Origin of the sequence: Streptomyces lateritius (genome assembly GCF_014649715.1) — a bacterium.
Taxonomy (GTDB): Bacteria; Actinomycetota; Actinomycetes; order Streptomycetales; family Streptomycetaceae; genus Streptomyces; species Streptomyces lateritius.
Genome location: NZ_BMTO01000030.1, coordinates 1 through 23904, shown reverse-complemented (window position 1 = coordinate 23904; position 23904 = coordinate 1). Strand labels below are relative to the sequence as shown.

Genomic DNA, 23904 nt, shown 5'->3' with positions numbered 1-23904 from the left:
GCCCCCGCCCGGCGACTGCGAACTCATATCAGAGTGATGGTGATCATCTCTTCCGTACGACGACGAAATCGGCCAGTGCGGTCAGCTGCGCCCTGACCCGCTCGGGCATGTCCACCTCGTGCAGGGCATCGATCGCGACGGCGTGCTGACGGCGGGCCTCCTTGGAGGTCCATTCGCGGCCGCCGGCCTCCTCGATCAGAGCGGCGCGGGTGGCGAACTCCTCCTCGGAGAAGGAGTCGAGGTCGCTGCTCTTGGCGTCGGCGGCGAGCAGTTCGCCGAGCCGCTCGGAGGCCGGTCCGCCCGCGGCGAGTGCGGCGACGACCGGCAGGGACTTCTTGCGCTGGCGCAGGTCGCTCCAGGTCTGCTTGCCGGTGGACTCGGGGTCGCCCCAGATGCCGAGCAGGTCGTCGACGGCCTGGAAGGCGAGGCCGAGGTGGTAGCCGTACTCCTCCAGCTTGTCGGCCGTGCGGTCGTCGGCGCCGCCGAGGACGGCGCCGATCGAGACGGCGCAGGCGAGCAGGGCGCCCGTCTTGTTGCCCTCCATCTCCAGGCACTCCTCGACCGTGACCCGCTCGCGGTGCTCGTAGGAGATGTCCTGGGCCTGCCCGTCGATGAGCTTGCGCGTGGCGGTGGTCAGCCGGCGCGTGGCGCGGCCGGCCTCCACGGTGCCGAGTTCGAGCAGCAGCTCGTTGGCGAGGGCGAACAGCGCGTCGCCGACGAGGATCGCCTGCGCGGGGCCGTGCACCTTCCAGACGGTGTCGCGGTGCCGCCGCTGCTCGTCGCCGTCCATCAGGTCGTCGTGCAGCAGCGAGAAGTTGTGGACGAGTTCCACGGCGACGGCGCCCGGGACGCCGACCTCGGGGGCGGCTCCGGCGGCCTCGGCGGAGAGCAGCGCGAGGGCCGGGCGGACGGCCTTGCCCCCGTCGCCGTCGGCCGGGTTGCCCTGCGCGTCGATCCACCCGAAGTGGTAGGCGGCCACGGTGTCCATGGGCGGTGCGAGCCGGTCGACGGCCGCCCGCAGGACGGGGGTGGACAGGGTCCGCCCGCGCTCCAGCAGAGCGGTGACGTCCGCGGTGTCGACGGCCGGATTCACCGGGGGCACAGTCGGCACGGTCTCTCCTCTTGTTCCAGTACTCACACTCATGCCGCCTCCTGCAGCGGATGTTCATGGCGGCGGCCGAGGGCGGAGAGCGCGGCACCCGCGGCGCTGAAGCCACTGCGGACGGCGCCCTCCATGGTCGCGGGCCAGCCGGTGGCGGTCCACGCGCCGGCCAGGTACAGGCCGGGGGCGTGGGTGCGGGCGCCGGGGCGGAGCCGGCCGACGCCCGGTGTGGGGGCGAACGTGGCCGTCCGCTCCCGGGTGACGAAGAAGTCCCGGATCACGGCGCCCCGGGCGGCGGGGAGCAGCCGCTCCAGCTCGGGGAGGTAGCGCTCGCGCAGGACGGCGACGGGTTCGTCGATGTCGTCCTGGGCCGCGGACTGCGAGACGGCGAGGTACTGGCCGCCGCCCTTGAGGCCCGAGGAGTCGGTGCGGTCGAAGACCCATTGGACCGGGGAGCCCAGGGCCGTGAAGAACGGCTGCCTGAGCACCTTGCGGTCGTAGACGACGTGCAGGTTGAGGATGGGGGCGGTGCCGATGTCAAGGAGCCGGTCGGGGTCGTCGAGGGCGCCCTCGGGCAGCAGGTCACGGGTCTCGCGCTGCGGCACGGCGAGGACGACGGTGTCCGCGTCGAGCGTCTCCCCGGGCACCTCCACGGTCCACCGGCCGTCCTCCGTGCGTGAGATCCGCTCGGCCTTGGTGCGCAGTGCGGTGCGGACCCCGAGGGAGTCGAGGGCCTTGCGGGCCAAGGTGTCGTGGAGGTCGCCGAGCGGGACGTGCGCCCAGCCGATGTCGGCGGCGCCGGGCTCGGAGAGGAGCCCGGTCTTGAAGACCATGGCGGCTAGGCCCATGGAGGCGTGCGGTGCGGTGGCGTTGAGGGTGGCGACGCCGACGAGGTCCCACAGGGCCTCGATGGCGCGCGGCGACTGGCCGTGGCGGCCGAGCCAGGTGGCGAAGTCGATCCCGTCGAGCGCCGGGTCGGCGGGATCGAGCCGCTTCAGCGCGAGCGCGGCGCGCCCGACGCTCGCCCGTTCGGCGAGGGAGAGGTGGGGGTAGGTGGCCAGGCTGCCGGCGAGGTGGAGAGGTACGGGCAGGGCGCTGCGGCGCAGCCGTCCCAGGCGTGGGCCGCGGGGGTGGGCCACGTCGAGGACGGGGACGTCCAGTCGCGGCTGCAGCGGTGCCAGGTGGGCGCCCTCGACACGGTCGAGGAACCAGCGGTACGCGGTGCAGCAGCGCAGGTAGACGTGCTGCCCGTTGTCGATGGTGAGCTCGCCGCGCCGGAAGGAGAACGCGAGCCCACCGAGCCGCGGCCGCCCTTCGAGGAGCGTGACCCGGGCGCCGGCGTCGGCCAGCCGCAGCGCGGCGGTGATCCCGGCGAGGCCACCACCGACGACGACGGCGTGCGGCTGCCGGCCGCCGGCGGTGCCGTCGCCGCGGCCGGCGGTGCCGGGGTGCGGCGGCCGGGCGTCGGCCGCGGGTGCGGTGGGCCGCGTGGAGGTGTCCGTCCCGTCCCTCGGCTGCCGGCCGCCACCGGCGTCGGCCGCCGGCGCGGGGGTACCCATGTCGTCCGCGCTCACGCGGCCTCCCCTCGGGTCGTCGCAGTCAGGGACGCCGCCGCGCCGCGCGGGGTTGCCCGGCCGACGCTCTCGTACGGGCACCTCACACACGCCTCCTGGCGGTTCGTCGGGAGATGTGCCGGGTGTCGAGCCCGGAGAGGCCGCGAACGGCGACGTACGCCTTCTCGTGGCCGGGCAGCGAGACGCGGCCACGCAGCACCGCGTCGGGGTCGCGTTCGATCCGGTCGAGGAGGCGGCGGTAGATGCCGGCCATGGCGGCGACGCAGGCGCCGCTGCGCCGGTCGAGCATGGGCAGCAGGCGGTAGCCCTCGGCGAACAGGGCGCGGGCGCGCCGCACTTCGAAGTGCACGAGCCCGGCGAAGTCGGCGCCGGACGGCGGGGGGGCGCTCTCGAAGCCGTCGCCGCAGCCGAACTTGGCCAGGTCGTCGGCGGGGAGGTAGGTGCGCCCGTTCCCGGCGTCCTCGCGGACGTCCCGGAGGATGTTGGTGAGCTGCAGGGCGAGGCCCAGCGTGTCGGCGTACTCGGGGGCGCGCTCGGCGCCCTGCGCGCCGGGCTGGGTACCGAAGACGCCGAGCGAGAGCCGCCCGATGGCGCCGGCGACGCACCGGCAGTAGACCTTGAGGTCGTCCCACGTCTCGTACGTCTCGCCGCCCACGTCCATCAGGACGCCGTCGATGAGCTCGTCGAGGCCGTCGAGGGGGATCGGGAAGCGGCGGGCCGCGTCGGTGAGGGCCACGGCGACCGGGTCGGTGTCGTCCTCGTCGACGGCGCCCTTCCGGATCTGCTCCAGGAGCGCCCGGGTGGCTTCGAGCCTGTCCCGCTTCGCCTCGGGGGCGAGGATGCCGTCGCCGATGTCGTCGACGCGCCGCGAGAAGGCGTACAGGGCCGACATGGCCTGCCGCTTCTCGGTGGGCAGCAGTCGGATCCCGTAGGCGAAGTTGCGGGCCTGCTGTCCGGTGACGGCTTCGCAGTAGCTGTACGCGGCCTGCACCGGCGCGGACGTCTCCGTCTGTCCCTCCACGGTCCGGCTCACCCCTCTCTCCGCGCTCTGAGCAGGACCGTTCCCGCATGGCGCATCAGACTCGGCTTGGTGGGCTTGGGCGGGTTCGGCAGGACGTCGAAACCGGCGGCGGCGATCGCGTCGAGCGCGGCGAGCCCGCCGGCGGTGAATCCCGCGAGCAGCAGGCGCAGCCTGCCGTGGACGCTGCCCACCAGCGGCGTGCCGTCGTGGAGCAGGGCGCGGGCGCGTGAGGCCTCGAAGGCGATGAGGGCGCGTACCGAGGCGCCCGCGGTGGGCCGGGCGAGGTCGTCCTCGGTGACATGGAAGCGCTTCATGTCCTCGGCGGGCAGGTAGATCCGGTCCCGGCCGAGGTCCTCGGCGACGTCCTGGAGGTGCTCGACGATCTGCAGCGCGGTGCAGACGGCGTCCGAGCGCCGGACGCGCTCCGGGGTGGTGGTGCCGGTGATCGCGAGGACGAGACGGCCGACGGGGTTCGCGGAGAGTTCGCAGTACGCGACGAGGTCGTCGTACGTCTCGTAGCGGCGGACGAGCTGGTCCTGGCGGTTGGCCTCGATCAGGCCGGCGAAGGGCTCGGGGGTCAGCCCGCACCGCCGTACGGTCGGCTGGAGGGCGCGCAGCAGCGGGTGGCGGGGGGCTCCGTCGAAGACCCGCGCGAGATCGGCCTCGAAGGCGTCCAGCATCGCGAGGCGGTCCCCCGCCCGCTCGGGGCCGACGCCGAGGTGGCGGGCGTCGGCGCCGCCGGGGGCCAGGTCGCCGTCGCCGATGTCGTCGACGAGGCGGGCGTAGCCGTAGACGGCCATGAGGTCGTCGCGCCAGGCGCGCGGCAGGAAGAAGGGGGCCACGGGGAAGTTCTCGTCCGTGGCCTTGTCGAGCGTCGTGCGCGAGGAGGCGGGGCGCACCTGCCGGGATCGCGTCACCGGGGTCTGCCCGACGCGGGGACGGCGACACCCTCGTGGAGCTGGAGATTTCGCGTCATGGCCGTCACATCTCCTGTTCTACACTGCCGATCCAATCCATCCCATTTCGGACACGCCACCGGGCCGCCCCGGAGGGATGGGCCTCCCCGGGGAAATCGCCGCCCGACGGCAGGATGCCCAGGGGGTATCGCCCCACTTGCCACGAATCGGCACCGCTACAGCTTACGTTGTACAACGCCCGGTGCCGCGTCGGGGTGCCGGGCACACGGCGAAAACCTCACCGGCGCGCCAACTTTCCCTCACCCGGCGGCAGTTGCCGGAACCGGACCTTCAGTCGGCGCGCGCCCCGGAGACGACCATGGCCAGAGTCGACTCGACGACGTCCGCCCGGCGCTGCTCGGGAAGGCGGCGCAGCGGGCCGTCCAGCAGCGGGAGGGACAGTCCGTGCACGGCCGACCACGCGGCGGCCTCGACGGCCGGACGGGCCCGGCGCGGGATGCGGCCGGTGCGGGCCAGAGCGTTCAGCGCGTCCGTGAGCAGGGGGAACGCGCGGATCTCGGGCTCCGGCTCGGGTGCCCGGCCGACGCCCACTCCTCGCCGCAGGCCGGTCGGGGCGACAAGAGGAGGCTGGTGCGCGGCGCCTTCCCCGGCAGGGTGGTGGCGCGAGACGGGCGGGCCCCCGCCAGGTCGGCGGGGGCCGTCGTGAAGCGGTGCGAGGGCTACTTCGCGGTGTCCTTCTCGTAGGCCTTCAGGACCTCGTCGGTCGGCCCGTCCATCATGAGTTCGCCCTTCTCCAGCCACAGCACCCGGTCGCAGGTGTCCCTGATCGACTTGTTGCTGTGGCTGACCAGGAAGACCGTGCCGGCCTCCTTGCGGAGCTCGCGGATGCGTTCCTCGGAGCGGATCTGGAACCTGCGGTCACCGGTCGCCAGCGCCTCGTCGATCATGAGGACGTCGTGGTTCTTGGCGGCCGCGATGGCGAAGCGGAGCCGGGCGCCCATGCCGGACGAGTACGTGCGCATGGGCAGGCTGATGAAGTCGCCCTTCTCGTTGATGCCGGAGAAGTCGACGATCCCGTCGTACCGCTCGCGGATCTCCTCCTTGCTCATGCCCATGGCGAGTCCGCCGAGGATGACGTTGCGCTCACCGGTGAGGTCGTTCATCAGCGCCGCGTTGACGCCGAGGAGCGAGGGCTGGCCGTCGGTGTAGACCTTGCCGCTCTCGGTGGGGAGCAGCCCCGCGATGGCGCGCAGCAGCGTCGACTTGCCGGAGCCGTTGGAGCCGATCAGGCCGATGGCCTCGCCCCGGTAGGCGGTGAAGGAGACACCGCGTACGGCGTGGACCTTGCGGACGCCGCGGGAGACCTCGGCCTTGCCGCGGCCGAGGATCCGGCTGAGCGCCGCCGTGGCGCTGCCCTTGCCGCCGCCGCCGGTGTTGACCCGGTAGACGATGTGGACCTCGTCGGCGATGACGGTGGGAACGCGTTCCTGAGTGGTGTCAGCCACGGCCGTACCTTTCCTCGGCCTTCCAGAAGTAGACGAAGCCCCCGAGGCCGATCGCCAGGGCCCAGCCCAGCGCGGCCATCCAGACGTGGTCGGGCAGGTTCTGGGAGCCGTAGTCGTCGATGAGGGCGAACCGGATCAGGTCCATGTAGAGGGCCGCCGGGTTGTACATGAGCGTGTCGGCGATCCAGGCCGGCCTGTCGGCGAGCATCACCGGGATGGAGAACATCACGCCGGAGGCGTACATCCAGGTGCGCATGACGAACGGCATCAGCTGGGCGAGGTCGGGCGTCTTGGCACCCATCCTCGCCATGATCATCGCGAGTCCGACGTTGAACACGAACTGCAGGAACAGCGCCGGGACCAGCAGAAGCCAGCTCAGCGACGGATAGCTCCCGAAGGCGATCGCGACGGCGGCGAGCACGATCATGGAGAACAGCAGCTGCTGGAGCTGCTGGAGCGCGAACGAGATGGGCAGCGTGGCGCGCGGGAAGTGCAGCGCCCTGACCAGTCCGAGGTTGCCGGAGATCGCGCGTACGCCCGCCATCACCGAGCTCTGGGTGAAGGTGAAGACGAAGATCCCGGTCACCAGGAAGGGGATGTAGACCGCGGTCGACATGCCCTGGTCGGCGTTGAGGATCAGCCCGAAGATCAGGTAGTAGACCAGCGCGTTCAGCAGGGGGGTCGCCACCTGCCAGAGCTGGCCGAGCTTCGCCTGGCTGTACTGCGCCGTCAGCTTCGCCTGGGAGAAGGCGAGGATGAAGTGGCGTCTGCCCCACAGCTGGCGGATGTACTCGAAGAACCCGGGCCGGGCGCCGCTGACCGACAGACCGTACTTCGCGGCCAGCTCGGCCGGGGTGAGGCCGTCGTCGACGGACGGCGGGGCGCTCGTCGCGACCGCACCGTCGTGGGTTGTGTCACTCACAAGTCGAAACTTTCGTATCCAAGATGCGCGGCAAGTCGGGTACCACGGTGTCAGACGACCGGCGGGCGTCCCAGTCGGGTCAGCCGCCACACCGTACGCCATTTCATGGGCCGGCGCGGTCCGCAGGGGGTGGTCCAGCCTTCCCGGAAGCCGTCGGCCCATGCCTTGAGGGCGGGGACGGAGGGCCGCCGCGCCAGCGTGAGCAGCAGCCAGACGCCGAGATAGACAGGGACCAGAGGTGCGGGCAGGTTGCGCCGGGCCAGCCACACCCGGTTGCGGGCCACGTTGTAGTGGTACGTCGCGTGCCGGGAGGGAGGGGTGGTGGGGTGGAGCAGCACCATGTCGGAACGGTAGTCGATCATCCAGTCGGCGTCGAGCGCCCGCCAGGCGAGATCGGTCTCCTCATGGGCGTAGAAGAACGCGTCGGGCAGACCGCCGACTTCGGCGAACACCTTCGTACGGACGGCGTTGGCGCCGCCGAGGAAGGTGGTCACGCGCGAGGAGCGCATCGGGTCGGCGGCGCGCAGCCTCGGCACGTGCCTGCGCTGGGTCAGGCCGGTCTCCGGGTCCGCGATCCGGAAGCTGATGATGCCCAGCCTCGGGTCGGCCGTGAAGGCCTGCCGGACCAGCTCGGCGGTGTCCGTGTTGGCGAGCAGGCCGTCGTCGTCCAGGAAGAGCAGGACGTCCACATCGGTGCCACCGGGGCCGAATGCCTCGATGCCGACGTTGCGGCCGCCGGGGATGCCCAGGTTCTCGGGCAGGTCGATGGTGCGCACGCCGTCCGGCACCCCTGTCACGGGGGCGCCGTTGCCGACCACGACGACCTCGATCGGATCGCCGTCCTGCTTGGCGACCGAGTCGAGGAGCGCACGCAGGTCGTCGGGCCGGTTGCCCATGGTGATGATGACGGCGCCCAGCTTCATCGGCGTACTCACACTCTTCCTCACTTCAGCCGGCTCGACGCCAGGATCGACACCAGGTGCAGCAGCGTCTGGAGCAGCGCGATCCCGGCGAGGACCGCGACACCGAGCCGCGAGAAGAACAGGTCTCCCCTGACGGTGTCCACCACGGCCAGGGCCAGGATGAGCAGCGACGCCTCGATGCCGAGGATCAGCCGGTGGAACTTGAGCGCGCCGGCGGCCCGGCGGGCCAGCGCCATGCCGGAGGAGCGGGGCTCGGACGCCGACTCCTTGACGGGCGGCAGTCCGCCCTGGTGGCGGGCGACGCCGACGAGGTCGGTCTCCGCCTTGATCAGGATGGCGCCGAGGGCGGCGAGGGTGCCGAGGAAGGCCCACAGCCAGTCGATCCGGCCCGAGCCCCACAGGTCGGCCGCGCGCAGGCCGAAGCCCACGAGGACCGCCGCGTCGCACAGGTAGGCGCCGACCCGGTCCAGGTAGACACCGCCCAGCGAGAACTGCTGCTTCCAGCGGGCCACCTCACCGTCGACGCAGTCGAGCAGCAGGTAGAGCTGGACCGCGACGACACCCAGCACCGCGCCCCAGATCCCCGGGATCAGCAGGGCCGGGGCGGCGAGGACGCCGCACACGGTCATCACATAGGTCAGCTGGTTGGGCGTGACCTTCGTGCCGACCAGATGCCGGGTGATCCGCAGCGAGATCTCCCGCATGTACAGGCGGCCGCCCCAGTGCTCACCGCTGCGCCGGTCCTTCACTCCCGCCGGGTGGACGACCGGGCGCAGCTCAGCTACGGATGGTCTTTGCATAGTCGGCGTACGCGTCCCTGATCTCGTCGGTGGACAGGTCGAGGTGCTCGAGGATGGTGTAGCGGCCGGGACGGGTCTGCGGAGCGAACTCCACCGCCCTGACGAACTCGTCCACGGTGAACCCGATCTCCTCCGGGGTCACGGGCAGAGCGTGCCGGCGCAGCGTCTCGACCATCCGCAGCGAGCCCTCGGCGGCCCCGCGCAGGTGCATCGCGAAGGCGGCGCCGATGCCGCACTGCTCGCCGTGGCTGGCGGCGCGCTGGGGGAAGAGCAGGTCGAAGGCGTGACTGATCTCGTGGCACGCGCCCGAGGAGGGGCGGGTGTCGCCGCTGATCGACATGGCGATGCCGGACATCACCAGGCCCTCCGAGAGCGTGACGAGGAAGTCGTCGTCGCCCACGGTGCCGGGGTGGCGCAGGACCGCCTCGCCGGCGCTGCGCGCCATGGCCGCGGCCAGGCCGTCGACGGGCTCGCCCGTCTCGCGGTGCGACAGCTCCCAGTCCGCGATGGCGGAGAGGTTGGAGATCGCGTCGCCGATGCCGGAGCGGACGAAGCGCACCGGCGCGTCACGGATCACGTCGAGGTCGATGACCAGCGCGATCGGGGTCGGCACACCGTAGGAACCGCGACCGTTGTCGTTGTCCAGGGTGGAGACCGGCGAGCAGATGCCGTCGTGCGACAGGTTCGTGGCGATGGCGACCAGCGGCAGCCCGACCCGGGCCGCCGCGTACTTGGTCACATCGATGATCTTGCCGCCGCCGAGCGCCACCACCGCGTCGTACCGCTTGCCGCGCATGGCGTCGGCGAGCTTGACCGCCGCGTCGATGGTGCCGCCGTCGACCGGGTACCAGTCGGCCCCGGGGAGTTCCGCGGCGAACCGGTCACGCAGCTTCAGACCGGAGCCGCCGCTGATCGCCACGGCGATCCTGCCGTTGCTGGAGATCCGCTGGTCCGCGAGGAGCGCGGACAGGTCGTCCAGCGCTCCCCGGCGGATGTCGACGACGACCGGCGAGGGGATCAGCCGGGTCAGTACTGGCACGCGATGTCACGGCCCTTCGCCAGGTCGTCGTGGTTGTCGATCTCCACCCACTTCACCTCGCCGATCGGCGTGACGTCGACGGTGAAGCCGCGGTTGACGAGCTCCTGGTAGCCGTCCTCGTAGTAGAGGTCGGGGTCGCGCTCGAAGGTCGCCTTCAGGGCGTCGGCGAGCTCCTCGGCGGCCTCGGGCTCGATGAGGGTGACGCCGATGTACTCACCGGTGGCGTCGGCCGGGTCCATCAGCTTCGTGATGCGCTGCACACCCTTGCCCTCGGCGGTGATGACCTTCATCTCCTCGTCGGCGAGGCTCTTCACCGTGTCGAGGGCGAGGATGATCTTCCGGTCCTCGCCGCGCGCGGCGAGCAGGGTCTTCTCGACGGAGACCGGGTGGACGGTGTCGCCGTTGGCGAGGATGACGCCCTTCTTCAAGACCTCACGGGCGCACCACAGGGAGTAGGCGTTGTTCCACTCCTCGGCCTTGTCGTTGTCGATCAGGGTGATCGAGACGCCGTACTTGGCCTCCAGGGCCTCCTTGCGGTCGTACACGGCCTCCTTGCGGTAGCCGACGACGACGGCGACCTCGGTGAGGCCGACCTCCGCGAAGTTCTTCAGCGTCAGGTCGAGGACGGTGGTCTCACCGTCGACAGGCACGAGGGCCTTCGGGAGCGTGTCGGTGTAGGGGCGCAGACGCCGTCCGGCACCGGCTGCCAGTACGAGGCCAATCATGCTGTTTCTCCTTCGTCATGTACGGCAGGTGCTCCGGAGGACACCCAGAAACGGATGGACTCCACGAGCACCAGGAGCGCCACGGCGGCCGCGAGGGCGGTGAGCGCCAGGGTGAAATCGGTGCCGCGGTTCACGAGCAGGGCGGCGAGCACGGTCACGAGAAGCGTGCGGCCCTCGTGACCCCCGATGGTGCGCACCAGCCACGCGGGCGGCGCGCCGGTGCCGCCGCGGATGCGGTACACCGTGTCGTAGTGATGGTAGGCGACCGCCGCGACCAGCCCGAATGCGGCGGGCAGAGCCCCGGGGACCTCGGAGCGGGCCGCGAGGATCAGCACCGTGGTGTACTCGGCGGCCCGCAGGACGGGCGGGACGAGCCAGTCCAGGGCGCCCTTGAGGGGGCGGGCGACGGCGAGCCCGGTGAGGACCGCGTACGCCAGGGCGGCGATCACCGTGAGCGCGCTGCCGACCGGCTGCGTCCAGGCGACGGCGATCAGCAGGGCGGCGCCGGCGACGGCCGGGAGCAGCGGCGGCGGCGCGAGGCGCCGGCCGGCCTTGGCGACCAGTTCGCCGAGGGGGCCGGTGTCCGCGAGGTCGGCGAGCGCCTGTGCGGCCCGGGCCGTCCGCTTCGCCTTGCGGGTCAGCGAGCGCAGGACGCGCCCCGCCGCCGTGTAGCAGGCGCCGAACGCGCAGCCGATGATCAGCGCCCAGAAGACGATCCGAGGAGTGGTGACCGCGGTGAGGACCGCGATCATGGCCCAGCGCTCGCCGATGGGCAGGATGATCATCCGGCGGACCCAGACGGTCCAGCCGACACTGTCCAGACGGCTGGAGAGGGCCGCGGTGGGGCTGGTGTTGGCCGTGGCGTCGTGGTTGGCCTCGTTGAACGAGAAGTCCACGACATGGCGGCAGGTCATCAGGACCATCGCGCCGAGCGCGAGTGCCCACACGTCGTCGCCGCCGCGCGCCGCACCGAGGGCGAGGCCCGCGTAGAAGGAGTACTCCTTGGCGCGGTCGAAGGTGGCGTCGAGCCAGGCGCCCATCGTCGAGTACTGCAGGGAGTAGCGGGCGAGCTGCCCGTCGGTGCAGTCCAGGACGAAGGAGACCAGGAGCAGGACGCCCGCGGCGATGTAGCCGCCGCGTTCGCCCGTCGCGGCGCAGCCGGCCGCGAGCAGGGCGGTGAGCAGCGAGGCGGTGGTGACCTGGTTGGGGGTCAGCCCGCGCCGCGCGCACCAGCGGGCGACGTAGCGCGAGTACGGACTGATGAAGAAGGTGGTGAAGAAGCCGTCGTGGGCCTTGACCGCCGAGCGCAGGCGTACGGCCTCGTCGTCGACGGCCGCCACGTCGGCGCGCGCCCGGTGGCGGGCCTCCGCGTCGGCCGGTACGGCGGCGACGAGCGTGCCGAGCTGGGGCCGGTGCACGGCGACGCCGTCCGCGTCGAGCGCGTCGGCGAGCAGGGTGGGGAGGTCGTCGGTGTCGCGCGGGGCGCCTGGCTCGGTCGGGTCGCCGGGCTCCGGGGCGCCGCCGGCAGGACTGTCGGGGCCGCGGGTGCCGCCGGGGCTTTGGGAGGCCGCCTCGACACGGGCGTCGGTGGCGGCGCCGGACCGCGTGGGGTCCGTCGAAGCGTCCGCCGACGCGTTCTCGGTGCCGGGCACGACGGCCGGGACCGGGAGGGCGGCGTCGGGGCCGGATCCGGGGCCCGGCACGCCCGCGCGCGGGGCGTTCAGCGCACGGGCCAGGGCCGGCCGCGCCTCGCCCTGCGCGGCGAGCGCGCCCGGAACGGCGGCGGCGGGGAAGCGGGGGTCCGTGAGGGCCAGGCGCAGCGCGTGGAGGTGTCCGACGAACCGGGGATCGACGACGGCGACCCGCTCACCCGCCGGTACGGCGGCGAGCAGCGTGCCCGTCTCGTCCGGACCGGAGGCGACCTTGACGTCGAAGCCCAGCGACCGCAGATCGCCGTCGAGCGACGATCCGGGTACCGGCTGACCGGTGAGGATGGCGGTCGACAGACGAACTCACTCCTTGGAGCTGACGGGCGGGCCGGCGGGGCCCATGGCGCGCCCCGGGGCACGGCGGCTCGGCCCGGCATGGGCGGCGGCACGTCGGCTGAGGCTATCGGATGAACCAAGCGGGAGTTCACCGAGGCTTTGCGGTGCGGACGCCCCCGGGCCCACTCCGCTCCGCGTGAGTGCGCCGCGCCCTGCGGAGATCATCATGGGTGATCGACGCCCCGCCCCACAAACCGCCGGTGCCCGGGCCCGGGCCCGCCGCTCTCCCGCCGGTGGGGGCTGATCGTCACCCCACTCTGACCTGCGGACATAACCGCAGGTCAGGGCATATGACAACGGTGTTCAGTGCCGTGTTGCGGATACCCCCCTCCCGTAGTTCACTTGCGAGCCGGGGCACAGAGACGACAGGAGCGGGAGGCCTTTTCATGGGGGCTGGACACGACCACGGGCACAGCCATGGAGGATCGCCGCCGACGGGAACGGCAGCGGCGGCCTACAAGGGCCGGCTACGGATCGCGCTGGCCATCACGCTGTCCGTGATGGTGATCGAGATCATCGGTGGCATCGTCGCCGACTCGCTCGCGCTGATCGCCGACGCCGCCCACATGGCGACCGACGCGGTCGGTCTCGCGATGGCGCTGCTCGCGATCCACTTCGCCAGCCGTCCCCCCACCGACAGGCGCACCTTCGGGTTCGCACGGGCCGAGATCCTCGCCGCCCTCGCGAACTGTCTGCTCCTGCTCGGTGTCGGCGGATACGTGCTCTACGAGGCGATCCAGCGGTTCGTCGAGCCGGCCGAGACCAGGGGCGGGCTGACCATCGTCTTCGCGCTGATCGGTCTGGTCGCCAACATGGTCTCGCTCTCGCTGCTCGTCCGGGGCCAGCAGGAGAGCCTCAATGTGCGCGGCGCCTATCTGGAGGTGCTCGCGGACGCGCTCGGCTCGGTGACCGTGCTCATCTCGGCCGGGATCATCCTGGCCACGGGCTGGCAGTACGCGGACCCGATCGCCTCGATCCTCATCGGCCTGATGATCGTGCCGCGCACGGTCAAGCTGCTGCGCGAGACCCTGGACGTGCTCCTGGAGGCGGCCCCGAAGGGCGTCGACATGGCGGAGGTACGGGCGCACATACTGGCGCTGCCGGGCGTCGAGGACGTCCACGACCTGCACGCCTGGACGATCACCTCCGGGATGCCGGTGCTCTCTGCCCATGTCGTGGTGGACCAGGCGGCCCTCGACTCGGTGGGCCACGAGAAGATGCTGCACGACCTGCAGGGCTGCCTCGGCTCGCACTTCGACGTGGAGCACTGCACCTTCCAGCTGGAGCCGGCCGGTCACGCGGCGCACGAGGCGAAGCTCTGCCTGTGAGCCGCCTGAGCCCGTGAGCCTTGTCCGCGGCCCTGTTAGTCTCTTCGTACAAGCGTGAGGTGGGAGAGGAGCTGAGGTTGATGACCGTCGCGATGGAGGCTGCCCAGTGCGGCAGCGCCCGGTCCAGCTTCAGCTCCCGGGTCTCTGGCTGACCTGATCCCGGTTCGTCCGTCCGAACCGTTCGTCATCACGTCGGCCCGGGGCCCTCTCACACAAAGGGCTTTTCACGTTGTCCGACAACGCTCTGTACGACGCCTTCTTCGCCCTGCACCACGGTCTTCCGCGGCAGGGCCCCGGCTCGGATTCCACCACCCGCCGCCTGCTCGCCCTCGCCGGCCCGCTCCCCGAGCGTCCGCGCGTCCTCGACCTGGGCTGCGGGCCCGGCCGTTCCGCGCTGCTCCTGGCAACCGAGGCCGGCGCCGAGGTGACGGCGGTGGATCTGCACGAGCCGTTCCTGGAGGAACTCCGGCTCGCCGCCGCCGCCCGCGGGCTCGGCGACTCCGTCCGCACCCTCAACGCCGACATGGGCAGGCTCCCGTTCCCGGACGGATCCTTCGATCTGGTCTGGGCCGAGAGTTCCGCCTACGCCCTCGGCTTCGACACCGCGCTGCGCGAGTGGCGCCGGCTCCTCGCGCCCGGCGGCACCCTCGTGCTCACCGAGTGCGAGTGGACCGTCGACCGGCCCGGTCCGGAGGCGCGCGCCTTCTGGGAACAGCACTACCGGCTGCGCACCACCGCCGAGAACACCGCGGCGGCGGTCGAGGGCGGCTACCACGTCCTCGGGGTCGTGCCGCAGCCCGAGAGCGACTGGGACGAGTACTACGGCCCGCTGTCCGAGCGGGCCGACGCCGCCGACCCCGCGTCCCCGACCATGGCCGAGGCTCTCGCCTCGACCCGCGCCGAGATCGCCATGCGCCGTGACCACGGCGGCGAGTACGGCTACACCGGCTACGTCCTGCGGCCTGCCGACGCCCGGTGGCGCACCCGGGAGGAGACCGCCGCCGACATCCCCGCCGTACGGGAGATCAACGCGGCGGCCTTCGCGACCGCGCAGGAGGCCGCGCTGGTGGACGCCCTGCGCGAGGACACGGAGGCCTGGCTGCCGGGCCTGTCGTACGTCGCCGAGGCGCCCGACGGGACCGTGGTGGCGTACGCGCTGATCACCCGCTGCCGGGTCGGGGACGCGCCGGCGGCGGCGCTCGCCCCGGTCGCCGTGGCCCCGGCGCATCAGCGCGGGGGCGCGGGGCAGGCCGTCGTCCGGGCCGTGCTCGACGCGGCGCGGCTGCGCGGGGAGCGGCTGGTGCTGGTGCTCGGCCACCCGGAGTACTACCCGAGGTTCGGCTTCGTCCGGGCCTCGGAGTACGGGATCGCGCCAGGTTGCGAGGTGCCCGACGAGGCCGTGATGGCGCTGGTCCTCGACGGTTCCGGCGAGGTCCCGCGGGGCATGATCCACTATCCGGCGGCCTTCGGCGTCTGACGCGGTTCCCGCTCCCACCGCACCCGGGTGTACTCCGGTGTGGTGGGAGCGGCCATGTCCGGCCTCCGAAGTACGGACAAGCCGCTTTTGTGCGGCAGACTGAGGGGGCCCCACCGGGCCGAGGACCGAAGCGAAGGATGGGTATGCCGACCACACACGACACCGCGGCACACGGCTCGCGGAACGGAGTCTCCGCGACCGGGTTCTCTCCGGACGGGATCTCCGCGGACGGCGTCCCGGCGTCGATCCTCCTGGAGCTGGTCGACGAGGACGGCAACACCATCGGCACGGCGGAGAAGCTCGCCGCCCACCAGCCACCGGGGCAGCTGCACCGGGCGTTCTCCGTCTTCCTCTTCGACGAGTCGGGCCGGCTGCTGCTGCAGCGCCGCGCGCTCGGCAAGTACCACTCCCCCGGTGTCTGGTCCAACACCTGCTGCGGTCACCCGTACCCGGGCGAGGCGCCGTTCGCGGCCGCCGCCCGGCGGACGTACGAGGAGCTGGGGGTCTCGCCCTCGTTGCTCGCCGAGGCGGGCACCGTCCGTTACAACCACCCGGACCCGGCCTCGGGCCTGGTGGAGCAGGAGTACAACCACCTCTTCGTCGGCATGGTGCAGGCCGAGCTGCGGCCGGACCCGGAGGAGGTCGAGGAGACCGCCTTCGTGACCGCCGAGGAGCTGGCCGAGCGCCACGCGGTCGCGCCGTTCTCCGCCTGGTTCATGACGGTGCTGGACGCGGCGCGCCCGGCGGTCAAGGAGCTGACGGGTCCGGCCGGGGGCTGGTGATCCCCGTCGCCGGCACGGGCCCGGTTCCCGGTGCGGGCAGCCCCGTCGCGGGTACGGGCCCGGGCGCCGAGCCCGTACCGGGGGCGGGTCCCGTCCCCGGCGTGGGGCCGATGCCCCCTGGCGGAACGTTTCCCGGCGCCTGACCTGCCGTCGCCGCCGCTCGCGGAACGAGGGGCAGCGCGGCCCAGATGATCTTGCCGCCGCTCGCGGTGTGCTCCACGTCGCACGCCCCGCCCGCCTCCAGCGCGATCTCCCGCACCAGGAGCAGCCCTCGGCCACCGGTCTGGCCGTAGTCCGCCACCAGGGCCTTGGGGCGGTACGGATGGTTGTCCTCGACGGACACCCGGATCCACTCCGCGCCGATCGCCACCTCCACCGCCACTTCGGGGGAGAGCAGTGCCGCGTGCTTGACCGCGTTGGTGACCAGCTCCGACACGATCAGGAGCAGGCCCTGGACCGTGTCGTCGTGGGCCGGTACGCCCTGCCGGGTCAAGAGGTCGCGGACGGCGTGCCGGGCCCGCGGGACGGAGACGTCGACCGCGGGAGCGGTGAAGCGCCAGACCCCTTCGTAGGACGGTGGCCGGGCAGGGACGCTCCCGCGGCTCTCCATAGTCCGGCTCCCACCGTCGTGCTCGATTGTCGCCACGAGGTCGAGTCTTGGTACTCCGCAGGTCCGGACGGGCCACTGACCAGAAGTCGACACTTATCGACCGCCTTCGACCGATTGAGTATGCCAACGTCAGTTGTTCGACTGCTCCTGACCTTCTTCTGACGGCTTCGGAAGGGGCCCGTCAACAGCGGTCTGCGGGGCCACCATACTGACGATCCGCCGGCCGCCGACACCGATCGCGATCAGGCCCAGACCGTCGAAGAGCAGCGCGAGCGAGAAGAAGACGCCCAGGACGTAGCGGCTGCTGTCCGGCCAGTCGAAGAGGACGAGCAGACCGAGCAGCAGCCCGAACGCCCCCTGCAGGAGCGTCCAGCCGAACTGCGGTCCGCGCACCACCACACTGCCGACCAGACGGAACACCCCGCCGGTGAGGAAGAGCAGCGCGGCGAACATGGTGAGCGCCTCGGCCGACCCCTCCGGATGCCGGATGACGACCAGTCCGGCCGCGATGTTCAGCGCGGCCACGACCACCGCGAGCCAGAAGTAACCGGTGCCGCGCGACTCGATGGCGTGGAGCAGGCCCACGACACCCCCGATGAGCAGCAGCCAGCCGAAGAGGAGCATCGAGGTGAGGGTGGCGACCCCGGTGTAGACGAGACCGACGAGCCCGCCGACGGCGAGCACGGCTCCCAGGGCGACGAGCCAGCCGAAGCTCCGGACGAGTTTCCTGCCCTCGCGTACGGGGTCGGGGTCGTGGTCCCGGACCGGGCCGTGCGGGTCCCGGCCCTGCGGGTCCTGAGCCATCGGCGCCTCCTCCTCGCACCCCCTTCCTGATCGTACGTTCGGGTCCTGTGGATAGCATCCGGCGCATGGAGCCACAGCTGAAGGCAGTCCCCGCCGACGGGGTCGCCGGGGTCGCCGGGGTCGTCACCGTCGTCATCTCGAACCCGGCCAAGCGCAACGCGATGACGGCCGCGATGTGGCGCGCTCTGCCCGGTCTCCTGGCCGATCTCGCCGCCGACCGCGACGTCCGCGCGCTGGTCCTCACGGGCGAGGGCGAGACCTTCTGCGCGGGCGCGGACATCTCCACACTGCGGGAGCCGGGCGACGAGCAGCAGGCCCTCGCGGTACGGGCCGAGGAGGCGCTCGCCGCCTTTCCCAAGCCCACGCTCGCGGCCGTCCGCGGCTACTGCGTCGGCGGCGGGAGCCAGCTGGCCGCCGCCTGTGACCTGCGGTTCGCCGAGGAGGGCGCGCTCTTCGGGGTCACGCCCTCGAAGCTCGGCATCGTCTATCCGTCCTCCTCGACCCGCCGCCTGACGTCGCTGGTGGGGCCCTCGGCCGCCAAGTACCTGCTCTACTCCGGCGAGTTGATCGACACGGAGCGGGCGCTGCGCACCGGTCTGGTGGACGAGGTGCTCCCGGCCGGCGAACTGGGCAAGCGGGTGGCCGAGTTCTCCCGCGTCCTCGTGGGTCGCTCGCAGCTGACGCAGGCGGCGGCGAAGGAGTTCGTGGACGGCCGCACGGACCGGGACGCCCACTGGGCGGAGCAGGCGCGCGGCAGCGGCGACACCGCGGAGGGTGTCACCGCCTTCCTGGAGCGCCGCGCGCCCCGCTTCACGTACGGGATCTGAACCGGCCCGGGGCCCGGCCCCGCTTCTCGCCGGACCGGCCGGTCCCTCGCTGAGCCCTTCTGCTCAGTCCTGCCGGGCGAGGACCCTCTCCGCCTTGGCACGCCAGTGCGCCACGATCTCGGCCGGGGCCTTCCCCGGCGAGCCCGCGTCGTAGGGCGGTTGCGGGTCGTACTCGGTCAGGAGCTGGACCGTCTGCGCCGTCGCGTCGCCGGAGATCCGGCCGATCAGGTGCAGGGCCATGTCGATGCCCGAGGAGACGCCGGCGGCGGTGACGTACTTGCCGTCGAAGACGACCCGCTCACCGGTGGGTTCGACACCGAACGGCGTGAGCTCGTCGAGCGCGAGCCAGTGACTGGTGGCCCGGCGGCCGGCGAGCAGTCCCGCGGCGGCCAGCATCAGGGAGCCGGTGCAGACGGAGGTGGTCCAGGTGCTGGTGGCGTCGGCGGTACGGAGCCAGGCGAGGATCTCCGGGTCGTGCATCGCCTCGCGCGAGCCGGGTCCGCCGGGCACCAGGACGATGCCGGGGTGCGGCACGTCGGCGAGGGTCCGGTCGGCGACGAGGGCGAGGTTGCCCTGGTCGTTGCGGACCGGACCGGTCTCGCGGGAGACGAAGACGGTCTCGGCACCGGGGAGGCGGGCGAGCATTTCGTAGGGGCCGACGGCGTCGAGGGCGGTCAAGCGGTCGTAGAGAAGGACGGCGATCTGCATGGAAATCCTTATCGGTCGGTGGTCGGAACAGGGGCGTGGAAGCGGCGTCGGTAGTCGGCCGGAGCCGTGCCGAGCGCCTTGACGAAAGCGCGGCGCATGGCCTCGGGAGTGCCGTAGCCGGCGGCCCGGGAGACCTCCTGGACGCCGTGGGTGGACTCCTCCAGGAGCCTGCGGGCGTGTTCGAGCCGGACCCGGTCGACGTACCGCCCCGGGGTGGTGCCCGTCTCCGCCTGGAAGGCGCGGGCGAAGTGGCGGGGCGACAGGCGGGCGCGGGCGGCCAGCGCCTCGACGGAGAGGTCGGCGTCGGGATGCTCGGTGATCCAGTGCTGCAGCTCGCGCAGCGGCTCACGGCGGGCCGTCTGAGCGGCGAGCTGCGCGCTGAACTGCGCCTGGTTGCCGGGGCGGCGCAGGAAGACGACCAGATGGCGGGCGACGGTGAGCGCCGCGTCCCGGCCGAGGTCCTCCTCCACCAGGGCCAGCGCGAGATCGATGCCCGCGGTGACTCCTGCGGAGGTGGAGAGCCTGCCGTCCCGGACGAAGATGGGGTCCGGGTCGACCTCCACCTCGGGGTAGCAGCGGGCGAGGTGGTCACAGGCGACCCAGTGGGTGGTGGCCCGGTGTCCGTCGAGCAGTCCGGCCTCGGCGAGCAGCAGCGCACCCGTGCAGACGGAGACGAGACGCTCGGCGTGCGGGGCGTTCGCGCGCAGCCAGTCGATCAGCCGCGGGTCCGGGTTCCGGGTGCCCTCGCCGCCCGGGACGAGCAGGGTGTGCGGGCGGTCCGCGGCGGCGAGCGCGGTGTCGGGCAGCAGGCACAGTCCGCTGTGGGTGCGGACGGGGCCGCCGTCGAGCGAGGCGGTACGGATCGGGTAGGCGCCGCCGCTCCCGTCGCCGTGCTGCCCGCCGAGGCGGCCTGCGAAGCGGTCGGCCCCGGCGAAGACCTCGACCGGTCCGGTCACGTCCAGGCTCTGCACGCCGTCGAAGAGGACGACGAGTACGGGTCGCTGCGTCATGCCCCCATCCTTCGCGGAGGGCGGGACGTCCGCAACGACGAGCACCCCACCTTTCCTGCCATCGCGGGCCCGGCGGTTCCCGTCGTACCGACCAGTCGGTAACGTTCGGCCCATGACGACTGCTCTGCCGCCGCGCGCGGGACGCCGCTGCCACAACGCCCTCAACCCGCTCCACTCGACCCTCTACTTCTCGCCGGACCTCGACCGCGAGTTCCAGGGCATCCGCATCGAGGACCCCGCGGCCGTGCGGCTCGCGGCGCGCAGCGCCCCGCTGGGCGCGGTGGGGGCCGGAACGGTCGCCGCGACCTTCTACAACTACAACGTCGAGCTGCTGGCGAAGCACCTGCCGGCCGTCTGGGAGACCGCGGCGCCCGAGGCCGTTTTGGCCGCCCGGCTGCGTACCGCCGACACCACCCTGCGCCGGCTGCTCGGCGAGGAGACGGTCACCTCGCCGGAGATGGCCGAGGCCGCCGAGCTGGCGCTGCGCGCCACGGAGGCCTGCACCCGGCACGCCCGGCCGCTGTACTCGGCCAACGCCGACCTGCCCGTGCCCGACGAGGCCCACCTGAAGTACTGGCACGCCGCCACCCTGCTGCGCGAGCACCGCGGCGACGGCCACCTTGCGGCGCTGCTCTCGCTGGACCTCGACCCGGTGGAGGCGCTCGTCAGTCACACCGCCACCGGCAAGGGCATGGCACCCCGCTGGGTCCTCGGCTCCCGGGGCTGGCGGCGCGCGGACTGGGAGGCGGCGGCGGAGCGGCTGCGTGACCGGGGCGTGCTGGACGCCGAGGGCGAGCTGACACCCGCGGGCACCGACCTGCGCGCCGAGCTGGAGGAGATGACGGACCGGCTGGACCGCGCCCCGTACGAGCATCTGGGCGCGGCGGGCGTGGAGCGGCTCACGGAACTGGGCCGGGGCTTCCTCTTCGCGGCGGCCGGCGCGGGCGCCTTCCCACAGGACCTGACCGGCAAGGGCTGAATTCCGGACCGGGGCCGGATCGCGCTCGGGGTGCCTCGCCGCGCGGGGGCGGGGCGCGTGCGGCGTTCCGAGGGGCGACCCGGCACAATGCAGTCGCAAGCTTGAGGCACGAGAAGGCGAGTCGGAACACCGTGACGACGTCCATCGAAAGCACAATCGCCGAGGAACTCGGCGTACGCGAGCGACAGGTGAGGGCGGCCGTCGAGCTGCTCGACGGCGGCTCGACCGTGCCGTTCATCGCGCGCTACCGCAAGGAAGCGACCGAGATGCTCGACGACGCGCAGCTGCGCACGCTCGAGGAGCGGCTGCGTTATCTGCGGGAGCTGGAGGACCGGCGGACCGCCATCCTCGAGTCGGTGCGCGAGCAGGGCAAGCTGACCGCCGAGGTGGAGGCCGCGCTGCGGGCCGCCGATACCAAGGCGCGGCTGGAGGACATCTATCTGCCCTTCAAGCCCAAGCGCCGCACCAAGGCGCAGATCGCCCGCGAGGCCGGTCTGGAGCCGCTGGCGGAGGGGCTGCTCGCGGACCCGTCCGTGGAACCTGCGGCCGCCGCCGCGGCCTTCGTCGACGCCGACAAGGGAGTCGCGGACGCCGCCGCCGCGCTGGAGGGCGCCCGCGCGATCCTGACCGAGAAGTTCTCCGAGGACGCCGACCTCATCGGCGAGCTGCGGGAGCGGATGTGGAGCCGGGGCCGGCTCGCCGCCAAGGTACGGGAGGGCAAGGAGGAGGCCGGCGCGAAGTTCGCCGACTACTTCGACTTCGCCGAGCCGTTCACCGCGCTTCCCTCCCACCGGATCCTCGCCATGCTGCGCGGCGAGAAGGAGGACGTCCTCACTCTGGAGCTGGAGCCGGAGGAGCCTTCCGAGACGCCCGGCCCGTCCTCCTACGAGGGAATGGTCGCGCATCGCTTCGGGATCGCCGACCGCGGGCGTCCGGGCGACAAGTGGCTCCAGGACACGGTCCGTTGGGCCTGGAGGACCCGGATCCTGGTACACCTCGGGATCGATCTGCGGCTGCGGCTGCGCACGGCGGCTGAGGACGAGGCGGTACGGGTCTTCGCGGCGAACCTGCGGGACCTGCTGCTCGCGGCGCCGGCCGGGACGCGGGCGACGCTGGGCCTGGACCCCGGTTTCCGTACGGGGGTGAAGGTCGCCGTCGTCGACGCCACGGGCAAGGTCGTGGCGACCGACACGATCTACCCGCACGTCCCGGCGAACAAGTGGGACGAGTCGCTCGCGAAGCTCGCGCGGCTCGCCAAGGAACACGCGGTCGAACTGGTCGCCATCGGCAACGGCACCGCCTCGCGCGAGACGGACAAGCTGGCGGCCGATCTCATCGCCCGTCACCCGGAGTTGAAGCTCACGAAGGTGATGGTCTCGGAGGCGGGCGCCTCGGTGTACTCGGCCTCCGCGTTCGCCTCGCAGGAACTTCCCGGTCTGGACGTCTCGTTGCGCGGGGCGGTCTCCATCGCCCGGCGGCTGCAGGACCCGCTGGCAGAGCTGGTGAAGATCGACCCCAAGTCGATCGGTGTCGGGCAGTACCAGCACGACCTGTCCGAGGTGAAGCTGTCCCGCTCGCTCGACGCGGTGGTGGAGGACTGTGTGAACGGCGTCGGTGTCGACGTCAACACCGCCTCGGCACCACTGCTTTCACGGGTGTCGGGCATCGGCGCCGGCCTCGCCGAGAACATCGTTGCGCACCGGGACGCCAACGGTCCCTTCCGCTCGCGCAAGGCGCTGAAGGACGTGGCCAGGCTGGGTCCGAAGGCGTACGAGCAGTGCGCGGGCTTCCTGCGGATCCGGGGCGGCGACGACCCGCTGGACGCGTCCGCCGTGCACCCGGAGGCATACCCGGTCGTACGGCGGATGGTGAAGACGACGGGCGGCGAGGTCGCGTCCCTGATCGGCAACACCGGGGTGCTGCGGTCGCTGCGGGCGGACGACTTCGTCGACGAGACCTTCGGTCTGCCGACGGTCACGGACATCCTGCGCGAGCTGGAGAAGCCGGGCCGCGACCCGCGTCCGGCGTTCAAAACGGCCACCTTCAAGGAGGGCGTCGAGAAGATCGGCGATCTGGAGCCGGGGATGGTGCTGGAGGGTGTCGTGACGAATGTCGCGGCCTTCGGCGCGTTCGTGGACATCGGTGTGCACCAGGACGGTCTGGTGCACGTGTCGGCGATGTCGAAGACGTTCGTCAAGGACCCGCGGGACGTGGTGAAGCCGGGTGACGTGGTCCGGGTGAAGGTCATGGAGGTGGACATCCCGCGCAAGCGCATCTCGCTGACGCTGCGACTCGACGACGAGGCGACGGCGGAGACCGGCGGCGGCCCCGCCCCGAAGCGGGAGCGCGGCGGGCGCCCGCCGCAGCAGCGCCGCGGGGGCGGCGGTGGGGGCGACCGGGGTCGCGCCCAGGCCCCGGCCCCGTCGAACAGCGCGATGGCGGACGCCCTCCGCAAGGCGGGCCTCCTGAACGAAGGCGGCGGCAAGCGCCGTAGCCGCTGACACACCACGGGCCCGGCCGGAAGGCCGGGCCCGTGGCACGTCCCTGGCGGCCTAGTGACCTGAGTCGGAGATTCGTCGGCAGTAGGCGGCTACTTTGTCGAGGATCTCGTCGGCGGTCCTCGTCCAGACGAACGGCCTGGGGTGCTCGTTCCAGTCGGCGAGCCAGGAACGGATGTCGCGTTCGAGGGCCTGGACGGAGCAGTGGACACCGCGCTTGAGCTTCTTCTGTGTCAGCTCGGCGAACCACCGCTCCACCAGGTTCAGCCAGGACGAACTCGTCGGCGTGAAGTGCATGTGGAAGCGCG

21 protein-coding genes and 2 pseudogenes are annotated in these 23904 nt (G+C 72.3%); 6 read left to right on the top strand and 17 right to left on the bottom strand.

The window, feature by feature from the left end; all coding sequences use genetic code 11:
* Positions 1–43: 43 nt before the first annotated feature.
* The 12 genes from IE136_RS34650 to IE136_RS34595 all read right to left on the bottom strand — a co-directional run bounded on the left by IE136_RS34650 (position 44) and on the right by IE136_RS34595 (position 12477).
* Positions 44–1144, bottom strand: coding sequence for a polyprenyl synthetase family protein (locus IE136_RS34650; protein ID WP_189602500.1), 1101 nt, complete (start codon positions 1142–1144; stop codon positions 44–46).
* On the bottom strand, positions 1141–2661 hold the full coding sequence (hpnE, locus tag IE136_RS34645; RefSeq protein ID WP_373309217.1) for a hydroxysqualene dehydroxylase HpnE: 1521 nt from the start codon (positions 2659–2661) through the stop codon (positions 1141–1143). The genes IE136_RS34650 and hpnE overlap by 4 nt, the downstream gene beginning before the upstream one ends.
* 97 nt (positions 2662–2758) lie before the next feature.
* Positions 2759–3709, bottom strand: coding sequence for a presqualene diphosphate synthase HpnD (gene hpnD, locus IE136_RS34640; RefSeq protein ID WP_189602499.1), 951 nt, complete (start codon positions 3707–3709; stop codon positions 2759–2761).
* Positions 3706–4614 carry a squalene synthase HpnC gene (hpnC, locus tag IE136_RS34635; protein WP_158992278.1) on the bottom strand — a complete coding sequence of 303 codons (909 nt, stop codon included), beginning with the start codon at positions 4612–4614 and terminating at the stop codon, positions 3706–3708. Before hpnC ends, hpnD begins: the two co-directional genes overlap by 4 nt.
* Before the next feature lie 330 nt (positions 4615–4944).
* Positions 4945–5205: a hypothetical protein gene (locus IE136_RS34630; RefSeq protein WP_229819489.1), complete on the bottom strand. Its 261-nt coding sequence runs from the start codon at positions 5203–5205 to the stop codon at positions 4945–4947.
* Positions 5206–5333: 128 nt separating this feature from the next.
* A complete protein-coding gene (locus IE136_RS34625; RefSeq protein WP_158992276.1) occupies positions 5334–6119 on the bottom strand; it encodes an ABC transporter ATP-binding protein in 786 nt (261 codons plus the stop codon).
* The gene (locus tag IE136_RS34620) at positions 6112–7041 is read right to left on the bottom strand and encodes an ABC transporter permease (protein ID WP_158992274.1); all 930 of its coding nucleotides are present in this window, start codon (positions 7039–7041) and stop codon (positions 6112–6114) included. The genes IE136_RS34625 and IE136_RS34620 overlap by 8 nt, the downstream gene beginning before the upstream one ends.
* A gap of 50 nt (positions 7042–7091) precedes the next feature.
* The gene (locus IE136_RS34615; protein ID WP_189602501.1) at positions 7092–7964 is read right to left on the bottom strand and encodes a glycosyltransferase family 2 protein; all 873 of its coding nucleotides are present in this window, start codon (positions 7962–7964) and stop codon (positions 7092–7094) included.
* A 20-nt stretch (positions 7965–7984) separates the two neighbouring features.
* On the bottom strand, positions 7985–8764 hold the full coding sequence (locus tag IE136_RS34610; protein WP_158992270.1) for a CDP-alcohol phosphatidyltransferase family protein: 780 nt from the start codon (positions 8762–8764) through the stop codon (positions 7985–7987).
* The gene (locus IE136_RS34605; RefSeq protein WP_158992268.1) at positions 8742–9803 is read right to left on the bottom strand and encodes an iron-containing alcohol dehydrogenase family protein; all 1062 of its coding nucleotides are present in this window, start codon (positions 9801–9803) and stop codon (positions 8742–8744) included. The genes IE136_RS34610 and IE136_RS34605 overlap by 23 nt, the downstream gene beginning before the upstream one ends.
* Positions 9791–10528, bottom strand: coding sequence for a phosphocholine cytidylyltransferase family protein (locus IE136_RS34600; protein WP_158992266.1), 738 nt, complete (start codon positions 10526–10528; stop codon positions 9791–9793). The genes IE136_RS34605 and IE136_RS34600 overlap by 13 nt, the downstream gene beginning before the upstream one ends.
* Positions 10525–12477, bottom strand: a complete 1953-nt coding sequence (locus IE136_RS34595) for a DUF5941 domain-containing protein (protein WP_373309216.1) — start codon at positions 12475–12477, stop codon at positions 10525–10527. Before IE136_RS34595 ends, IE136_RS34600 begins: the two co-directional genes overlap by 4 nt.
* 482 nt (positions 12478–12959) lie before the next feature.
* Between IE136_RS34595 and IE136_RS34590 the strand changes: the two genes are divergently transcribed.
* The 3 genes from IE136_RS34590 to idi all read left to right on the top strand — a co-directional run bounded on the left by IE136_RS34590 (position 12960) and on the right by idi (position 16160).
* On the top strand, positions 12960–13901 hold the full coding sequence (locus IE136_RS34590; protein WP_189602498.1) for a cation diffusion facilitator family transporter: 942 nt from the start codon (positions 12960–12962) through the stop codon (positions 13899–13901).
* Positions 13902–14130: 229 nt separating this feature from the next.
* Positions 14131–15378, top strand: coding sequence for a bifunctional class I SAM-dependent methyltransferase/N-acetyltransferase (locus IE136_RS34585; protein ID WP_189602497.1), 1248 nt, complete (start codon positions 14131–14133; stop codon positions 15376–15378).
* A gap of 143 nt (positions 15379–15521) precedes the next feature.
* Positions 15522–16160 carry an isopentenyl-diphosphate Delta-isomerase gene (idi, locus tag IE136_RS34580; RefSeq protein ID WP_158992260.1) on the top strand — a complete coding sequence of 213 codons (639 nt, stop codon included), beginning with the start codon at positions 15522–15524 and terminating at the stop codon, positions 16158–16160.
* Between the two features lie 169 nt (positions 16161–16329).
* Here idi and IE136_RS34575 read toward each other — a convergent pair.
* Positions 16330–16770 (bottom strand): annotated as a pseudogene (locus tag IE136_RS34575) (ATP-binding protein); the annotation flags it as partial.
* Between the two features lie 129 nt (positions 16771–16899).
* Positions 16900–17574, bottom strand: a complete 675-nt coding sequence (locus IE136_RS34570) for an HdeD family acid-resistance protein (RefSeq protein ID WP_189602496.1) — start codon at positions 17572–17574, stop codon at positions 16900–16902.
* Positions 17575–17639: 65 nt separating this feature from the next.
* On the opposite strand from IE136_RS34570, the gene IE136_RS34565 reads away from it, so the two are divergent.
* Positions 17640–18401, top strand: coding sequence for an enoyl-CoA hydratase/isomerase family protein (locus IE136_RS34565; RefSeq protein WP_189602495.1), 762 nt, complete (start codon positions 17640–17642; stop codon positions 18399–18401).
* A 63-nt stretch (positions 18402–18464) separates the two neighbouring features.
* Here IE136_RS34565 and IE136_RS34560 read toward each other — a convergent pair whose 3' ends face one another.
* Both IE136_RS34560 and IE136_RS34555 read right to left on the bottom strand, forming a co-directional pair.
* Positions 18465–19109 carry a DJ-1/PfpI family protein gene (locus IE136_RS34560; protein ID WP_189602494.1) on the bottom strand — a complete coding sequence of 215 codons (645 nt, stop codon included), beginning with the start codon at positions 19107–19109 and terminating at the stop codon, positions 18465–18467.
* Between the two features lie 8 nt (positions 19110–19117).
* A complete protein-coding gene (locus IE136_RS34555) occupies positions 19118–20119 on the bottom strand; it encodes a GlxA family transcriptional regulator (RefSeq protein WP_158992252.1) in 1002 nt (333 codons plus the stop codon).
* Positions 20120–20231: 112 nt separating this feature from the next.
* Here IE136_RS34555 and IE136_RS34550 point away from each other — a divergent pair, with 112 nt between their 5' ends.
* A complete protein-coding gene (locus IE136_RS34550) occupies positions 20232–21098 on the top strand; it encodes an SCO6745 family protein (RefSeq protein ID WP_158992250.1) in 867 nt (288 codons plus the stop codon).
* Positions 21099–21229: 131 nt separating this feature from the next.
* Positions 21230–23599 carry a Tex family protein gene (locus IE136_RS34545; RefSeq protein ID WP_189602493.1) on the top strand — a complete coding sequence of 790 codons (2370 nt, stop codon included), beginning with the start codon at positions 21230–21232 and terminating at the stop codon, positions 23597–23599.
* A gap of 51 nt (positions 23600–23650) precedes the next feature.
* Here the strand turns inward: IE136_RS34545 and IE136_RS34540 are convergent.
* Positions 23651–23904, bottom strand: a pseudogene (locus tag IE136_RS34540) (IS630 family transposase); the annotation flags it as partial.

Coding starts and splice junctions, on each gene's coding strand:
- hpnE (WP_373309217.1), bottom strand. CDS start 2,661: ATGGGTACCCCCGCGCCGGCGGCCGACGCCGGTGGCGGCCGGCAGCCG.
- idi (WP_158992260.1), top strand. CDS start 15,522: ATGCCGACCACACACGACACCGCGGCACACGGCTCGCGGAACGGAGTC.
- IE136_RS34615 (WP_189602501.1), bottom strand. CDS start 7,964: ATGAAGCTGGGCGCCGTCATCATCACCATGGGCAACCGGCCCGACGAC.
- IE136_RS34600 (WP_158992266.1), bottom strand. CDS start 10,528: ATGATTGGCCTCGTACTGGCAGCCGGTGCCGGACGGCGTCTGCGCCCC.
- IE136_RS34650 (WP_189602500.1), bottom strand. CDS start 1,144: ATGAGTGTGAGTACTGGAACAAGAGGAGAGACCGTGCCGACTGTGCCC.
- IE136_RS34560 (WP_189602494.1), bottom strand. CDS start 19,109: ATGCAGATCGCCGTCCTTCTCTACGACCGCTTGACCGCCCTCGACGCC.
- IE136_RS34590 (WP_189602498.1), top strand. CDS start 12,960: ATGGGGGCTGGACACGACCACGGGCACAGCCATGGAGGATCGCCGCCG.
- IE136_RS34550 (WP_158992250.1), top strand. CDS start 20,232: ATGACGACTGCTCTGCCGCCGCGCGCGGGACGCCGCTGCCACAACGCC.
- IE136_RS34570 (WP_189602496.1), bottom strand. CDS start 17,574: ATGGCTCAGGACCCGCAGGGCCGGGACCCGCACGGCCCGGTCCGGGAC.
- IE136_RS34610 (WP_158992270.1), bottom strand. CDS start 8,764: ATGCAAAGACCATCCGTAGCTGAGCTGCGCCCGGTCGTCCACCCGGCG.
- IE136_RS34555 (WP_158992252.1), bottom strand. CDS start 20,119: ATGACGCAGCGACCCGTACTCGTCGTCCTCTTCGACGGCGTGCAGAGC.
- IE136_RS34565 (WP_189602495.1), top strand. CDS start 17,640: ATGGAGCCACAGCTGAAGGCAGTCCCCGCCGACGGGGTCGCCGGGGTC.